At 59.4% G+C, this 16106-nt stretch carries 12 protein-coding genes; 5 read left to right on the plus strand and 7 right to left on the minus strand.

Annotation, left to right across the window (positions count from 1 at the left end; translation table 11 throughout):
* Window positions 1-25: 25 nt before the first annotated feature.
* Window positions 26-1051 carry an NAD(P)H-dependent glycerol-3-phosphate dehydrogenase gene (locus PMI22_RS00235; protein ID WP_007949502.1) on the minus strand — a complete coding sequence of 342 codons (1026 nt, stop codon included), beginning with the start codon at window positions 1049-1051 and terminating at the stop codon, window positions 26-28.
* Between the two features lie 196 nt (window positions 1052-1247).
* Here PMI22_RS00235 and PMI22_RS00230 point away from each other — a divergent pair, with 196 nt between their 5' ends.
* The 5 genes from PMI22_RS00230 (at window position 1248) to fabB (ending at window position 8197) form a co-directional block, all read left to right on the plus strand.
* Window positions 1248-3371 (plus strand): TonB-dependent receptor plug domain-containing protein, encoded by a 2124-nt coding sequence (locus PMI22_RS00230; protein WP_033049810.1) that lies wholly within the window; start codon window positions 1248-1250, stop codon window positions 3369-3371.
* On the plus strand, window positions 3372-4304 hold the full coding sequence (locus PMI22_RS00225; protein ID WP_007949504.1) for a hypothetical protein: 933 nt from the start codon (window positions 3372-3374) through the stop codon (window positions 4302-4304).
* Entirely contained in the window at window positions 4301-6202 is a 1902-nt protein-coding gene (locus tag PMI22_RS00220; protein ID WP_007949505.1) for an ATP-binding protein, read from the plus strand. Before PMI22_RS00225 ends, PMI22_RS00220 begins: the two co-directional genes overlap by 4 nt.
* A gap of 247 nt (window positions 6203-6449) precedes the next feature.
* Window positions 6450-6965 (plus strand): 3-hydroxyacyl-[acyl-carrier-protein] dehydratase FabA, encoded by a 516-nt coding sequence (fabA, locus tag PMI22_RS00215; RefSeq protein WP_003179264.1) that lies wholly within the window; start codon window positions 6450-6452, stop codon window positions 6963-6965.
* A gap of 11 nt (window positions 6966-6976) precedes the next feature.
* Window positions 6977-8197: a beta-ketoacyl-ACP synthase I gene (gene fabB / locus PMI22_RS00210; protein ID WP_007949506.1), complete on the plus strand. Its 1221-nt coding sequence runs from the start codon at window positions 6977-6979 to the stop codon at window positions 8195-8197.
* 286 nt (window positions 8198-8483) lie between these two features.
* Here fabB and PMI22_RS00205 read toward each other — a convergent pair whose 3' ends face one another.
* The 6 genes from PMI22_RS00205 to PMI22_RS00180 all read right to left on the minus strand — a co-directional run bounded on the left by PMI22_RS00205 (window position 8484) and on the right by PMI22_RS00180 (window position 15802).
* Window positions 8484-9026 (minus strand): DUF2058 domain-containing protein, encoded by a 543-nt coding sequence (locus PMI22_RS00205; RefSeq protein WP_007949507.1) that lies wholly within the window; start codon window positions 9024-9026, stop codon window positions 8484-8486.
* A gap of 28 nt (window positions 9027-9054) precedes the next feature.
* Window positions 9055-9888, minus strand: a complete 834-nt coding sequence (gene mazG, locus PMI22_RS00200) for a nucleoside triphosphate pyrophosphohydrolase (protein WP_007949508.1) — start codon at window positions 9886-9888, stop codon at window positions 9055-9057.
* Between the two features lie 155 nt (window positions 9889-10043).
* Window positions 10044-12287: a GTP diphosphokinase gene (gene relA / locus PMI22_RS00195; RefSeq protein ID WP_007949509.1), complete on the minus strand. Its 2244-nt coding sequence runs from the start codon at window positions 12285-12287 to the stop codon at window positions 10044-10046.
* A 123-nt stretch (window positions 12288-12410) separates the two neighbouring features.
* Window positions 12411-13763 (minus strand): 23S rRNA (uracil(1939)-C(5))-methyltransferase RlmD, encoded by a 1353-nt coding sequence (gene rlmD / locus PMI22_RS00190; RefSeq protein WP_007949510.1) that lies wholly within the window; start codon window positions 13761-13763, stop codon window positions 12411-12413.
* A complete protein-coding gene (gene cysM, locus PMI22_RS00185; RefSeq protein WP_007949511.1) occupies window positions 13763-14665 on the minus strand; it encodes a cysteine synthase CysM in 903 nt (300 codons plus the stop codon). The genes rlmD and cysM overlap by 1 nt, the downstream gene beginning before the upstream one ends.
* A 114-nt stretch (window positions 14666-14779) precedes the next feature.
* The gene (locus PMI22_RS00180; RefSeq protein WP_007949512.1) at window positions 14780-15802 is read right to left on the minus strand and encodes a PDDEXK nuclease domain-containing protein; all 1023 of its coding nucleotides are present in this window, start codon (window positions 15800-15802) and stop codon (window positions 14780-14782) included.
* Window positions 15803-16106: the final 304 nt, after the last annotated feature.

Here is a 16106-nt window from a genome sequence, read left to right on the forward strand (position 1 = left end):
TTCCCCTGTTTTTTACAAAGCGTGCTTAGTTGAAACCGCTGGTTGAAATAAAGTCGACGTCGGTTTTCGGTTCGCCGCGCATCAACAACTCAATCACTTGATTAAGCGTGCGCCCTTCAAACAGGATAGCGTGCAGACCGGCGACCAGCGGCATATAGACGCCCACCTCCTGAGCCTTGGCCTTGAGCACTTTCAGCGTGTTCACACCTTCGGCGACTTCACCCAGACGGGTGACCGCGTCCTCCAGACTCAGGCCCTGACCCAAGGCAAACCCGACCTGGTAATTACGGCTTTTCGGTGACGAGCAGGTGACGATCAAATCGCCCACACCAGCTAGACCGAGAAAGGTCATCGGGTTGGCGCCCTGATTCACCGCAAAACGGGTCATTTCCGCCAGCGCCCGGGTAATCAGCATGCTCTTGGTGTTTTCGCCCATGCCCAACGCAACGGCCATGCCGGCAATGATTGCGTAAACGTTTTTCAGCGCCCCGCCCAACTCGACGCCAAACCGGTCAGCGCTGGCATACACGCGAAAGGTCCGGCCATGCAGCGCTGCCTGAACCCGCTGGCACAGCTCTTCGTCTTCGCTGGCGACCACGGTGGCGGTCAGTGCATGCTCGGCGATTTCACGGGCCAGGTTCGGTCCGGACAGCACGCCGATGCGCGCTTTCGGGGCGATTTCCTCGAGAATCTCGCTCATCAACTTGAACGTGTGGGCTTCGATGCCCTTGGTCAGGCTGACCAGCAGTTTGCCGCTCAACAGTTCGGCGTGCGGAACCAAAACCGAGCGCAATGCACTGGAGGGAAGCGCGACGAAACACAGGTCGCAGGCTGCCAGCGTGGCTTGCAGGTCCGTCACCGGTTCTACTGCCGCAAGAATCTTGATGCCTTTGAGGTAACGCGGGTTCTCGCGATTGACCCGAATGGCCTCCGCCTGTTCGGGGTCACGCATCCACTGCCGGACCTGATGGCCGTTTTCGGCCAGCAAATTAGCCACGGCGGTACCAAAACTTCCGCCTCCCAGGACCGCAATCGGGCGCTGTTCAGTCATATGCAATCCGTTAATCCATACCAGTGGCGATGTCGGCATTATACGGAGCGGCCCCGTGGCGGCCAGCCCCGGTTTCAATTACCAACGCTTGTAGGAAGAAGACCGATAAATCCTGGGAAAATGCTGGCATCGCGAATGGAAAAGTGATCGGGCTCGGTTAACATGCGCGCCAACTCACCACGATCAAGGGTATGACGTGTCGTTTGGTTCTCCTTCACCCCGCTCACCGCTGGTGATGGCGCTGATCTTCAGCCCGTCCTTGCTGGCCGACGACCTGTTTCTCGATAACGAACCGCTCCCGCAAGTGCTGACAGCCACCCGCCTGAAGCAGTCGCCGGCGGCTGTTCCGGGAAGCATGACGGTGATCGACAGCGAACTGATCGTCGCCACAGGCGCACGCGACATCGCCGAATTGCTGCGACTGGTGCCGGGCATGATGGTCGGCAACATCACCGGCAATCAGGCCGCCGTGAACTACCACGGCACCAACGCCACCGCAGCCCGGCGCCTGCAAGTGCTGATCGACGGTCGCTCGGTGTACCGCGCGGGCCTGGCCACGGTGGACTGGAGTGATATTCCGGTGGCCATGGAAGACATCGAGCGCATTGAGGTTTTCCGTGGTCCGAACACCGTCAGCTATGGCGCCAATGCGCTGATGGCTGTGGTTAACATCATCACGCGCAACCCGGCCGACAGTCTTGGCACGCGTTTGAAAGTGACCCGCGGCCAGCGCGGCATCAACGACTATTACGCCAGCCAGGGCAGCGGCTGGGACGGTGGTGATCTGCGTCTGTCACTGTCCGGCCAGCAAGACGACGGTTTCGATTCGGACCGCAACGGTACCGACTATCGGGACAGCCGTCGCTTGAACCGTTTTAACCTCGCCGTGAGCCAGACGCTGACCGAAAACCAAAACATCGACTGGCAACTGAATGCAAAGGATGGCACCAACCAGCGGCCATATACCTACCGCCCGGTATTCCCGGGTATTACTGCCGCGGGGAACAATTCTGACGTCGCCGCCAGAGACTACGCAGGTTCGTTGCGCTGGAACCTTGACATCAATCCTGAGCACAGCCTTTATGTCCAGGGCTCCGCTCAGCATTGGGATCGCCAGCAAACCTGGCGTGCCTGTGATGCCGAGGCGTCATTCAGCCCGGAACTGACCCGGCTTTGGCAGCTCAACCCGAACTACACCGAACGACTGGCGCGCAACATGGATCGCTTCACCGGTACTGGCGCACCTCGCGGTACGCCAGCGGAACAGGCGCTGGCCAATCAAGTGCTGGCGCAATGGAAAAACGGCGCCCGACAAACAGTGTGTGGCGACATCGATCAAAGCTCCCGGGAATCGCGCTACGACCTGGAAGTGCAAGACACACTCAGCCTGTCCGACAGTCTGCGACTGGTCAGCGGCATGAACTATCGTTACGACCGGGCAGATTCCGAGACCTACTTCAACGGCACGCTCGACGACACCACGTGGCGCACGTTTGGCCAACTCGAATGGCGCGCCACCGAGCATTGGTTGCTGCAGGGCGGGGCAATGTTCGAAACCACACATTTGATCGGCAGCTCATGGACCCCGCGCGTGGCAGTCAATTACTTGATCACTCCACGCCAAGGCTTGCGTGCTGTGTATTCGGAGGCGATCCGTTCGCCAGACATGTTCGAAAACAACGTCAACTGGAGTTACCGGGTGAGCAATTTGCGGCCCACGGCTTACGGCCAGACCAGCGCCCGTTACTTCGTCAAGACCCGTGGTCCGGGCGATCTCGACCAGGAGCGCATGCGCTCGCGAGAGCTGGGCTACAACGGCTACTTCGCCGGACTGGGGTTGAGCGTCGATGTGAAGCTGTTCTACGACGAAATCAGCGGCATGATCAGCGAACCGCTGCGCAACAATCAGTACATTGCCAGCAACTCTAACAATGCCCGGTTCACCGGAGCTGAAACGCAACTGGACTGGCACCTCGGCCGCGCTGACCGCCTGCGCCTGAACTATGCCTACGTGGACGCCGACGCGAGCAACCCCCTGGATGAGCAGCAGACCGCGCGCAACAGCGGCTCAGCCGGCTGGCTGCGTGATTGGGGACAGGGCTGGAACAGCGCGATCTTCTACTTTGGCGACGATGCGCTAAATGGGTACCGCTTTGAGCGGGTCGACACGCGCATTGCCAAGCGCATCGGCCTGGGCAAGGCCAATCTGGAACTGGCCGGCATCCTGCAACAACGCTTGGATAACCAGCCCACCACGTTCGTCGACAATAACTACGACGAGCGTCGGGTGCTTTATTTCAGCGCGGAGCTGATGTTTTAAATGCGGCATCGCCAGTCATGGAAACCGCCGTCACCGGGCCGCCTGCTGGCCAGGTTGTGCCTGGTAGCTGGCTGTCTGCTCGGCGCCCTGCCGACACAAGCTGCCGACATTCTGTTGACCGGCGCCGAGGACAATCCCGGCGTGCAATCCTTCGTCCACGCGCTGAGCGACATGCGCCCTGCCGACAGTGTGCGTTTCCAGCCACTGGCGAGCCTTCCATCACCCGGCAAACTGCCCGCCGCCACCCGCCTGATCCTGCTTGATCTGCCGAGCCTCGACTGGCGCCAACAAGAGGCTCCGGGTCCGGCGACGCTGGTGCTGCGCATCAGCCGTCTGCAAGCCCGGCAACGCTTTGGCGTTAACGTTCCACCCCACCTCAGCCTGCTCTGGAGCGATCCGCCACTTGACCGACAATTGCGCCTGACCCGACTCATTCTGCCCCAGGCGCAGCGCATCGGTGTGCTGTACGACAAACACAGCGAGTTCCTGTTGAAAGAATTGCGCCTGGCCGCCCTTGGGCTGGAGCTTGAAGTGGTTGTCGAGCGCTGGGATAACACCCATGACAGCCGTCCCCTGCAGACCTTGCTGAAAAACTGTGACGTCCTGCTGGGCCTCGACGATCCCGACCTCTACAACCCGAAAACCGCAAAAAACCTGCTGTTGAGCAGCTATTCCCGGCAATTGGCATTGATCGGCCCCAACGCCGCTTTCGTCAGGGCCGGCAGCCTGGCCAGCACCTACAGCGATCAGAGCGACTGGCTGCAGGTGCTCGACGAGTTGCTCGATCTGCCTGCGGCGAGTTGGCCGCGTACGCTCTATCCGCAACACTTCAAAGTATCAAGTAATCCGCAAGTGGCTCGTTCATTAGGTATCGAACCGATCAATGAGGCAGCTGTTGCCACCCAATTGGCTGAAGGAAAAGCCCTGCCATGATCCTCCGTCGTCCCTGGGACATCAGCACTCGCACCCAGATGATCAGCCTCGGCCCTGCCTTGCTGCTGACATTGCTGCTGATCAGCTTCTTTACCTTCGTACGGATCCAGGACCTGCGGCAGGAGCTTAACCACACCGGGCAATTGATCGCCAACCAATTGGCCCCCGCCACCGAATACGGGGTAATTTCAGGTAACAACGAGGTGCTTGAAAGTTTGCTCAAGGCGACACTCGCCACGCCGCACGTGCGCTTTCTGGAGGTCCAGGACAACGCCAACCGGATATTGGTGTACGTCGAGCAACCGTCGGAAACCTACCGGCGCTCGCAACAGGTCCAAGTGTTCCAGGCGCCAGTGCGGCTGCAGCGGATAGCGCTCAACAATGATTTCTTTCAGGGAGCCAAAGCCGCCAGTGTTGGCCCCACCGAGGATTATCTGGGCCGGGTGATCGTCGGACTGTCGAATGACGCCTTCAGCCAGCGTCAGCAGGAAATCCTGTTCAAAGCCGCCATCCTGGCGCTGTTTGCCTTGCTGTTTACCTTTTTGGTAGCCCGGCGCCTGGCGAGCAGCCTGTCGCAACCGATCCGCGATATCGGCAACGCCGTCAAGGCGATCCATGACGGCGATTACAAAACACCCCTGCCGATTGTCGACGACACCGAACTGGGCGCGCTGTCGCAGCACATCAACAACCTCGCCGCCGGCCTCGAAAAAGCCAGCCGCGAGCAGCAGCAGGCGATGGCGCAGTTGATCCAGACACGCGAGGAGGCGGAAAAGGCCAACAATGCCAAGTCTGACTTCCTGGCGATGATGAGCCATGAATTGCGCACGCCGATGAATGGCGTGCTCGGCATGCTACAGCTGCTGGAAACTACCGATATGACTGAGGAGCAGATCGAATACGCAGCGCTGGCCTCGGAGTCCACCGAACACCTGCTCAAGGTCATCAACGACATTCTCGACTTCTCGCGCATCGAGCGTTCGGAGCTGGAACTGGAACACATCCCGTTCAACCTCGCGGACCTGATCAGCAGTTGCGCCCAATCGTTCCAGCACAGCGCGTTGCAGCGCGGGCTCGATCTGCAGTTGCTGATCCCCGAGGACATGCGCGCCATTCAGGTTCAGGGTGATCCGACCCGAATCCGGCAGATATTGGTCAATCTGGTGGGCAATGCATTGAAGTTCACCGAGCAGGGCTGCGTCAGCATTGCACCGCATTGGCAATCGCTGGATCACGAACTGCTGTGGTTTACCTGCACCGTTCGCGACAGCGGCATCGGTATTGCGGCTGAAAGCCTGGAGTTGATGTTCAATCCCTTCCAGCAGGCCGACAGCTCTATTTCACGGCGCTACGGTGGCACCGGTCTGGGCTTGCCGATTGCCCGCACCCTGGCCGAGCGCATGGGCGGCACCTTGCGGGCGCAAAGCGAAGACGGCCTGGGCTCGGTGTTTACCCTGGAAATCCCGCTGGCACTCTATAAGCAGTCGTTACCGGTACTGACGCCCCGGGCACAGACCGGCAAGGGTGATGGCGCGGGGCGCAATGTGCTGCTGGTCGAGGACAACCCGGTCAATCAGACGGTCATCGAAGCCATGTTGCGCAGCCTGGGCTTTACTGTCAGCGTCGCGACCGATGGTGCGCAAGCCGTGCGCAGCGCCGAGAGCCTGATTTTTGAAGCGATTCTGATGGACTGCCGGTTGCCGATCGTCGACGGCTACGAGGCGACCCGACAGATCCGCCAATTGCCCGGCTGCGCGGACGTGCCGATCATCGCATTGACCGCCAATGCCTTGCAGGGCGACCGCGAGGCCTGTTTGTCGGCAGGCATGAACGATTATCTCGCCAAGCCCTTCAAACGTACTGATTTACAGCAAATTTTGCAGCGCTGGGTGCAGTAGAGCAGGCCTTTCGACCATCTGCGACTGGCGTGAAAGGCGAAAGTGCGGCAGTCTTAGGCACCCGAACAGGCCCGAAAAGGGGCTTGAATAATAATTTCAGTGCACAAGTGTACATTCATGTCCTTGGTGCTGTGACTTTCACCACAACGCAATAGTCTATGAGTAGGCTGCCGGTTCGAGGCATGAACGCTTCGATCGGCCGGGAGATTTGCCCCACCCTGCCGCATCGGACTATTGAGGAGCTCGCATGACCAAACAAAACGCCTTTACCCGGGAAGACCTGCTGCGCTGCAGTCGCGGTGAGCTGTTCGGCCCAGGTAACGCGCAACTGCCCGCCCCGAACATGCTGATGGTCGATCGCATCACCCTGATCAGCGAAGAAGGTGGCAAGTACGGCAAAGGTGAATTGGTCGCCGAGCTGGATATCACTCCGGACCTGTGGTTTTTCGCCTGCCACTTCGAAGGTGATCCGGTGATGCCAGGCTGCCTGGGCCTCGACGCCATGTGGCAACTGGTCGGTTTCTTCCTCGGCTGGCAAGGTCTGCCGGGCCGCGGTCGCGCCCTGGGTTCGGGCGAAGTGAAGTTCTTTGGTCAGGTCCTTCCGACCGCCAAGAAAGTCACCTATAACATTCATATCAAGCGCGTCCTCAAGGGCAAGCTGAACCTGGCCATCGCCGACGGTTCGGTGACTGTCGACGGTCGCGAAATCTACACCGCCGAAGGCCTTCGGGTCGGCGTTTTCACCTCCACTGACAACTTCTAAGGGTTATCCGCATGCGCCGCGTCGTTATCACTGGTCTGGGCATCGTTTCGTGCCTGGGCAATGACAAAGAGACCGTCTCCGCTAACCTGCGTGCAAGCCGCCCTGGCATCCGGTTCAACCCGGAATATGCCGAAATGGGTCTGCGTAGCCAGGTTTCCGGCTCCATCGACCTTCCCCTCGAAGAACTGATCGATCGCAAGATCTTTCGCTTCGTTGGCCACGCGGCGGCTTACGCCTACCTGGCCATGAAAGACGCCATCGCTGACTCCGGTCTGACTGATGAGCAAGTCTCCAACCCGCGTACCGGCCTGATCGCCGGTTCCGGTGGCGCGTCCACGCTGAACCAGATGGAAGCGCTGGATATCCTGCGCGAGAAAGGCGTGAAGCGCGTTGGCCCATACCGTGTCACGCGGACCATGAGCAGCACCGTTTCCGCTTGCCTGGCCACCCCGTTCAAGATCAAGGGCCTGAACTACTCCATCGCTTCTGCCTGCGCGACCAGTGCTCACTGCATCGGTACCGCCATGGAACAGATCCAGATGGGCAAGCAGGACATCGTGTTCGCCGGCGGCGGTGAAGAAGAGCATTGGAGCCAGTCGTTCCTGTTCGACGCCATGGGCGCATTGTCCAGCCAGTACAACGAAACCCCGGAAAAAGCTTCCCGTGCCTACGACGCCAAGCGTGACGGTTTCGTCATTGCCGGCGGTGGCGGCATGGTCGTGGTCGAAGAACTGGAACACGCTCTGGCTCGCGGCGCGAAGATCTATGCGGAAATCGTTGGCTACGGCGCGACTTCCGACGGCTACGACATGGTCGCCCCAAGCGGCGAAGGCGCTATCCGCTGCATGCAGATGGCAATGTCCACCGTTGACGCTCCGATCGACTACCTGAACACCCACGGCACCTCGACTCCGGTGGGCGATGTCATGGAAATGAAAGGTGTTCGCGAACTGTTCGGCGACAAGGCTCCGGCCATCAGCTCCACCAAGAGCCTGTCGGGTCACTCCCTGGGCGCCGCCGGCGTTCACGAAGCGATCTACTGCATGCTGATGATGGAAGGCAACTTCATGGCAGGTTCCGCCAACATCGACGAACTGGACCCGGAAGTGGCCGACATGCCGATCCTGACCAAGACTCGCGAAAACGCCACCATCGACACCGTGATGAGCAACAGCTTCGGTTTCGGTGGCACCAATGCCACGCTGGTCCTGAAGCGCTGGGCAGGTAAGTAATACCTCGCCGTTTCGCTGCACACAAAAACGCCCCGACTGGTTCGGGGCGTTTTTTTTTGCCCTAACTTCACGACAGTTCCTGTAGCAGCTGGCGCAGCCTGCGTCCGGCTGCGTAGCAGTCGTAAATCCTGAACGCGCGGACTTCCTGAAACACCACATCGTTTGATTTCACGACTGCTACGCAGCCGAACGCAGGCTTCGCCAGCTGCTACAAGGTTCGTCTTGGCTTAAGTGAACAGCATTACGCCATGAGCGGGGTTTGTCGTAGCTGGAAGCCTTTAACGGCTTACCACATCAGATCATCCGGAATCTGATAGGCCGCGTACGGATCGTCCTCGGCTGCCACTTCTTCAGTCTTCACGTTCATCTGCACGATGCGCTGTGGATCGCGCTCCTGGATCTTCAGCGCTGCTTCACGCGGAATGACTTCGTAGCCGCCGGCGTGATGCACGATGGCCAGGAAGCCATTGCTGAGCTGGTTGCGCATCAGCGTGTTGACGCAGAGGCGCTTGACCTTCTTGTCGTCGACGAAGTTGTAGTAGTCCTCGGTGGTCAGCTTCGGCAGACGCGAGACTTCGATCAGTTGCTTGATCTGAGCGGCGCGAGCCTTGGCCTCGACCTTTTCCTGCTGCTGACGGTTCAGCTCCTGGTCGCGCTTGACCTTCTCGGCCATGGCTTCCTGTGCGGCGCGCTGCTGCGAGTCATCCAGTTCGATCTGACCTTTGTGGGCCAGGCGCTGCTGTTTCTGCTTCTCTTTGCCGACCTGTTTGGCCTGCTTCTGGTTGACCAGCCCTGCTTTGAGCAACTGGTCGCGAAGGGAAATGCTCATGGTGCTTGTTTCTCACTTAGGCAACTGCTCAACCGCAGCTGGTCAAATTCTTTTCCTGACGTTTGGCTTCGCCCCACAGGGCGTCCAACTCTTCGAGGGTGCAATCTTCTATGGGACGGTGGGTATCGCGCAATGCCTGTTCGATAAAACGGAAGCGCCTTTCGAATTTGCTGTTGGCACCCCGCAGCGCGGTTTCCGGATCAACCTTGAGGTGACGCGCCAGATTGACCACCGAAAACAGCAGGTCACCGACCTCATCGGCAATCGCTGCCGAGTCGTTGTCGGCCATGGCTTCGAGCACTTCATCGAGCTCTTCGCGAACCTTGTCCAGCACCGGCAAGGCGTCCGGCCAGTCGAAACCGACCTGCCCGGCGCGCTTTTGCAGTTTCGCCGAACGGGACAAGGCAGGCAATGCAGCCGGGACATCATCGAGCAACGACAACTGCAACGGTGCCGCTGACTTCTCGGCGCGCTCCTCGGCCTTGATCTCTTCCCAGCGCTGCTTGACCTGTTCTTCACTCAGGCGCGGGATGTCCACGGGCGCATACAGATCACCGGTAGGAAACACGTGAGGATGCCGACGGATCAACTTGCGGGTGATGCTGTCGACCACGCCGTCGAATTCGAAACGCCCTTCTTCCCGCGCCAGTTGGCTGTAATACACCACCTGAAACAGCAAATCGCCCAACTCACCCTGCAAGTGATCGAAGTCACCGCGCTCGATGGCGTCAGCGACTTCGTAGGCTTCCTCAAGGGTGTGCGGGACGATGGTGGCATACGTTTGCTTGATGTCCCATGGGCAACCGAACTGCGGGTCGCGCAGGCGGTTCATCAAGTGCAGCAGGTCTTCAAGTGAATACATCAATCTCTCTCACTGAAAAATCCCTTGTGGGAGCGAGCCTGCTCCGGGCGGCGTTCCGACGAAAGCGGTGTGTCAGACGCCATTGATGTCGACTGACACGCCCTCTTCGCGAGCAGGCTCGCTCCCACATTAGTGGATCGGCGCTGAACATGCGATCAAGGCGTCCGGTTACGACGGGTTTCGATGATGTTCGGCAACTGGGAAATCCGCCCCAGCAACCGCCCCAACGCATCCAGCCCCGGAATCTCGATGGTCAGGGACATCAACGCCGTGTTGTCCTCTTTGTTCGAGCGGGTGTTGACCGCCAGTACGTTGATCCGCTCATTGAGCAGCACCTGCGACACGTCACGCAGCAAACCGGAACGGTCGTAGGCGCGAATGACGATGTCCACCGGGTAGGTGAGCACCGGCACCGGCCCCCAGCTGACCTGAATGATCCGCTCCGGCTCGCGACCGCCCAGCTGCAGCACCGAGGCGCAATCCTGGCGGTGAATGCTTACGCCACGGCCCTGAGTGATGTAACCGACGATTGCATCCCCCGGCAATGGCTGGCAGCAGCCGGCCATTTGCGTCATCAGGTTGCCGACGCCCTGGATCTGGATATCGCCGCGCTTGCCCGGTTTGTAGCCCGTGGCTTTGCGCGGGATCAGCTCCAGCTGTTCGTTGCCGCGTTCCGGCTCGACCAGTTGCTGCGCCAGATTCACCAGTTGCGCCAGGCGCAAATCACCGGCGCCCAACGCCGCGAACATATCCTCGGCCGTCTTCATGTTGGCCTTGTCGGCCAGCTTGTCGAAGTCTACCGCCGGCAGACCGAGGCGACTGAGTTCACGCTCAAGCAAGGTTTTACCGGCCGCGACGTTCTGATCGCGCGCCTGCAATTTGAACCAGTGGACAATCTTCGCCCGCGCTCTCGAGGTGGTGATGTAACCCAGGTTCGGGTTCAGCCAGTCTCGGCTCGGCGTGCCGTGCTTGCTGGTGATGATCTCGACCTGTTCACCGGTTTGCAGGCTGTAGTTGAGCGGCACAATGCGCCCGTTGATCTTCGCGCCCCGGCAGTTGTGACCGATTTCGGTGTGCACGCGGTAAGCGAAGTCCAGCGGTGTCGCGCCTTTGGGCAAGTCGATGGCGTGACCGTCCGGGGTGAAGATGTAGACCCGGTCCGGTTCGATATCGACCCGCAGCTGTTCCGCCAGGCCGCCAATATCGCCCAGCTCTTCGTGCCACTCCAGGACCTGACGCAGCCAGGAAATTTTCTCTTCGTAGTGGTTGGAGCCGGATTTGACGTCGGTGCCCTTGTAGCGCCAGTGCGCGCACACGCCCAGTTCGGCTTCCTCGTGCATGGCGTGGGTGCGGATCTGTACTTCCAGCACCTTGCCTTCAGGGCCAATCACCGCCGTGTGCAGCGAGCGGTAGCCGTTCTCTTTCGGGTTGGCGATGTAGTCGTCGAATTCCTTCGGGATGTGCCGCCACAATGTGTGGACGATGCCGAGCGCGGTGTAGCAGTCGCGCATTTCCGGCACCAGCACGCGAACGGCGCGCACGTCGTAGATCTGGCTGAATTCCAGACCCTTGCGCTGCATTTTGCGCCAGATCGAATAGATGTGTTTGGCCCGGCCACTGATGTCGGCATCGACGCCGGTGGCGTGCAATTCGTTTTTCAGCTGGGTCATGACATCGCTGATGAAACGCTCGCGATCCAGGCGACGTTCATGCAGCAACTTGGCGATCTGCTTGTACTGGTCAGGCTCCAGGTAACGGAAGGACAAGTCCTCCAGTTCCCACTTGATGTGACCGATACCGAGGCGGTGAGCCAGCGGTGCGTAGATATCGAAGACTTCACGGGCGACCTGATTGCGCTTCTCGTCGCCGGCGGTTTTCACCGCACGAATCGCACAGGTGCGTTCAGCCAGTTTGATCAGTGCAACGCGCACGTCGTCGACCATGGCCACCAGCATTTTGCGCAGGTTTTCAACCTGGCCCTGAGTACCCAGCACCATGGATTTACGCGGGCTCAGGCTGTCGCTGATCGCTGCCATGCGCTGCACGCCGTCGATGAGTTTGGCCACCACCGGACCAAAGCGCTGGCTGACGGCAGGCAACAGGATCTGTCCTTCGCGCACGCCACGGTACAAGATCGCGGCGACCAATGAATCCTGATCGAGTTTGAGGTCGGCGAGAATCTCGGCGATCTCAAGGCCGGTGCGGAAACTCGAAGTCCCTTCGGACCAGAGATTCTTCGCCGCATTGGCCTGTTGTTCTGACATGCGAGCGAACTCGCACGCTTCCTTCAAGGCTTCGCGATCCAGTGCCGGATCGACACTGACCGCATGATCGAGCCAAGCCTCGAGATTGATACTGCCGTCGGTATTGATCGGCTGGTGTGCTCTCACCTGTACCATCTTGCTTACCTTCCCTATGACGCAGATTCAATGCGTCAAATCGCTGACCTTCATTGCCCGATTGCCCTCACGGGGCTCATGCGAGAGCTGCACGGGCGGGCCAGTCGGACCAGACGAGCCGTCCTAGCTCGCTTCAAATAACGCCATGGCCTCGACATGTGCCGTTTGAGGAAACATATCGAGAATCCCGGCACGTTTTAACCGGTAGCCCTGCTTGATCAATTCAACCGTGTCGCGCGCCAGCGTTGCCGGGTTGCACGAAACGTACACCAACCGTTTGGCGCCCAGGGACGCCAGCTTGCGCACCACCTCGAAAGCACCGTCTCGCGGTGGGTCCAAGAGTACCGCAGAAAAGCCTTCGCGCGCCCATTCGCCATTAGTCAAAGGCTGGGATAAATCGGCCTGAAAAAACTGCGCGTTATGCAGATTATTGCTAGCCGCGTTAAGGGCGGCGCGCTCGACCATGGCCTGCACACCCTCCACCGCGACCACTTCACGAACGACCTTGGCCAGCGGCAGGGCGAAATTGCCCAGACCACAAAACAAATCCAGAACCCGCTCATCCGCCTGAGGCTTGAGCCATTCCAGCGCCTGGGCCACCATCGCCTCGTTGACCCCGGCATTGACCTGAATGAAATCCCCGGGCCGGTAGGCCAGGTCCAGACCCCATTGCTCCAGGCGATAACCCAGCGACTGCTCGGCGTCGACCGGTTGCGGTTCGCCCTCTCCATGCAGCCACAATTGGGCCTCATGGAAAGCGCAGAACTCCTTGAGGATCGTCATGTCAGCGTCAGACAACGGCGCCATGTGCCGCAGCAACACGGCCAACGACGAACCACTGAACAATTCCACATGCCCCAGCGCCTGAGGTTTGCTCAAACGACGCAACATCTCCGGCAAGCGGGTCATGATGGGCTGCAAGGGCTGTACCAGCACCGTGCATTCGTTGATCGCAACGATGTCCTGACTGCCCACGGCACGGAATCCGACTTCGAGTTTCTTCGCCTTCATGTCCCAGCGCACCGCTACACGGGCACGACGGCGGTAGCCGAACTCCGGACCGCTCAACGGCGCAGCCCATTCTTGCGGCTCGATACCGGCGACCTTCGACAGTTGCTCGGCGAGCATGCGCTGTTTCAGGGCGAGTTGTTCGGTATGAGGCAGGTGCTGCACGCTGCAGCCGCCACAGCGTCCGGCATGCGGGCACGGTGCCGGACGACGCAATTCGCTGGCCTGGAACACGCGCTCGGTACGCGCCTCGACTACCTTGCCATGGGCGCCCAACACCCGCGCCTCGACTTCTTCACCGGCCAGGGCGCCGATGACGAACCAGGTGCGACCTTCAAAAAACGCGATACCGCGACCGTCATTGGCCAGGCGCTCGATGCTCAAGCGCTGCTTTTTGCCGGTCGGGATTTGTGGGGCCTTGCTGCCGCCCGTGGGTTGGAAGCGCAGGCCTCTCTCGTGCTTGGCCATCAGTTAGGCGCGTCGAAAATGCCGGTCGACAAGTAACGGTCGCCACGGTCACAGATGATCGCGACGATCACCGCGTTTTCAACTTCCTGGGACAGACGTAGCATCGCTGCCACCGCACCGCCCGAAGACACGCCACAGAAGATGCCTTCTTCGCGGGCCAGACGACGGGTCACGTCCTCGGCTTCGCTTTGCGCCATGTCGACGATGCGGTCGACGCGATCAGCCTGATAAATCTTCGGCAGGTATTCCTGCGGCCAGCGACGGATGCCCGGAATCGCCGAGCCTTCCATCGGTTGCAGGCCGATGATTTGCACGCCTTCGTTCTGCTCTTTCAAGTAGCGCGAGACGCCCATGATGGTGCCGGTGGTGCCCATCGAACTGACGAAGTGGGTGATGGTGCCTTCGGTCTGACGCCAGATTTCCGGGCCGGTGCTGGTGTAGTGCGCTTGCGGATTATCCCCGTTGGCGAACTGGTCCAGCACCTTGCCACGGCCTTCGGCTTCCATCCGCTGAGCGAGGTCGCGGGCGCCTTCCATGCCTTCTTCCTGGGTGACCAGGATCAGCTCGGCACCATACGCCGTCATGGCGGCTTTACGCTCGGCGCTGGAGTTGTCCGGCATGATCAGGATCATCTTGTAACCCTTGATCGCGGCCGCCATGGCCAAAGCAATCCCGGTGTTACCGGAGGTTGCTTCGATCAGCGTATCGCCGGCGTGGATCTGCCCGCGCAATTCGGCGCGTGTGATCATCGACAACGCCGGCCGGTCCTTGACCGAACCCGCCGGGTTATTCCCTTCGAGCTTGAGCAAAAGGGTATTGCTGGTGGCGCCGGGCAGGCGCTGCAAACGAACCAGCGGAGTGTTGCCGACGCAATCGGCGATGGTTGGGTACTGCAAGGTCATGGCGTATTCGCAATCCAGACTGCGGGGGCGACTATCATACCGACAAACGTTCGCAGGCCATATCACGCAAAGTGTGGTGCTTATGGCTTATGGGAATAAGGAGCCTGAGCGAGTTCAGAATTCCTCTGCTTGCGCGACATTTAACGCATAGAACTCATGTAGTTTGGCCTGCAACAGCTGCTTATCCGGTAGCTGGACTTGATACTCGGCAATCAGCGCAGGCGACAGACTGCGATTAAGGGAATACTCGACCACTTCGTCATCCTTGCTGGCACAGAGCAATACACCGATGGCCGGGTTTTCGTGGGGCTTGCATTCATTGCGATCCAACGCTTCCAAATAGAAGTTCAGCTTGCCCAAATACTCCGGCTTAAAGCGACCGACCTTAAGTTCAATGGCTACAAGACAATTAAGGCCACGGTGGAAGAACAGCAGATCCAGGGCAAAATCACACCCGCCCACTTGCAGCGGATACTCGGAACCGACAAAGCAGAAATCGCGACCCAGCTCGATCAGAAACTCCTTGAGGCGCGCCAGCAACCCTTTATGCAGATCGCTTTCGGCATGGCCACCTGGCAGGTCTAGGAACTCGAGCATGTAGGCATCACGAAATATATCCAGCGCGGTCGGGTGAGATTGTCTCAGTACCGGTGATATTTTTGCCGGCTGGGTTACGCTTCGCTCGAACAGTGCGGCCTTGAACTGACGTTCTAACTCACGCGTCGACCATTTTTCCTGGATGGCCAGGCGCAGATAAAACTCACGTTCTTGCGGGAGTTTGCTCTGACTTAGAATGAGCAGGTTCTGGGTCCAAGGTAATTGTGTCAGCAGTGCTGACACTTTTTCATCTATCCGGTAAGCCTCGTAGAACTGGCGCATACGGAACAAATTACGCCGGGTAAAACCGCGCAACCCAGGTTGGGTCTTGGCCAGATGCTCGGCCAACTGACTGACCACAGAATCGCCCCATTCGGCCTTTTCCAGCTTGCGACTGATGTAAGCACCCACCTGCCAATACAACTCAATCAGCTGGGTATTCACCGCCTGCATGGCCTGCTGCTTGGCACTTTGAATCAGCGTCAGCACTTCATTGAAACGGTCGTCGGTTGCATTGTCGGGGACGCTGGATGCATTCATGCCGGACTCCTGAGGACGAGGAAAAACGCGAGTCTATTCCGTCGTTTCAGGCTTAAGGTGTCGGCAATACCCTTTAGGAAAGGTCGTACAAATAAACGGGAACGCTCCGGCAAAACCAAAATTTTGCTGGCTGGAATGGCCCCATCGCGAGCAGGCTCGCTCCCACATGGGGATCGGTGTAATCACGCCATTTGTGGGCGACTCATCTCCACTGTGGGAGCGGGCTTGCCCTAATGCCGGTCAGTTAAGCGATAACACGAACCGTAGCAGCTGGCGAAGCCTGCGTTCGGCTGCGCAGCAGTCG

It is taken from the genome of Pseudomonas sp. GM21, from assembly GCF_000282215.1.
Lineage (GTDB): Bacteria > Pseudomonadota > Gammaproteobacteria > Pseudomonadales > Pseudomonadaceae > Aquipseudomonas.

What these genes read in the sequence shown, in the direction of transcription:
- PMI22_RS00235 (WP_007949502.1), bottom strand. Translation starts at nt 1,051, where the DNA reads ATGACTGAACAGCGCCCGATTGCGGTCCTGGGAGGCGGAAGTTTTGGT.
- PMI22_RS00225 (WP_007949504.1), top strand. Translation starts at nt 3,372, where the DNA reads ATGCGGCATCGCCAGTCATGGAAACCGCCGTCACCGGGCCGCCTGCTG.
- PMI22_RS00220 (WP_007949505.1), top strand. Translation starts at nt 4,301, where the DNA reads ATGATCCTCCGTCGTCCCTGGGACATCAGCACTCGCACCCAGATGATC.
- fabA (WP_003179264.1), top strand. Translation starts at nt 6,450, where the DNA reads ATGACCAAACAAAACGCCTTTACCCGGGAAGACCTGCTGCGCTGCAGT.
- fabB (WP_007949506.1), top strand. Translation starts at nt 6,977, where the DNA reads ATGCGCCGCGTCGTTATCACTGGTCTGGGCATCGTTTCGTGCCTGGGC.
- PMI22_RS00205 (WP_007949507.1), bottom strand. Translation starts at nt 9,026, where the DNA reads ATGAGCATTTCCCTTCGCGACCAGTTGCTCAAAGCAGGGCTGGTCAAC.
- mazG (WP_007949508.1), bottom strand. Translation starts at nt 9,888, where the DNA reads ATGTATTCACTTGAAGACCTGCTGCACTTGATGAACCGCCTGCGCGAC.
- relA (WP_007949509.1), bottom strand. Translation starts at nt 12,287, where the DNA reads ATGGTACAGGTGAGAGCACACCAGCCGATCAATACCGACGGCAGTATC.
- rlmD (WP_007949510.1), bottom strand. Translation starts at nt 13,763, where the DNA reads ATGGCCAAGCACGAGAGAGGCCTGCGCTTCCAACCCACGGGCGGCAGC.
- cysM (WP_007949511.1), bottom strand. Translation starts at nt 14,665, where the DNA reads ATGACCTTGCAGTACCCAACCATCGCCGATTGCGTCGGCAACACTCCG.
- PMI22_RS00180 (WP_007949512.1), bottom strand. Translation starts at nt 15,802, where the DNA reads ATGAATGCATCCAGCGTCCCCGACAATGCAACCGACGACCGTTTCAAT.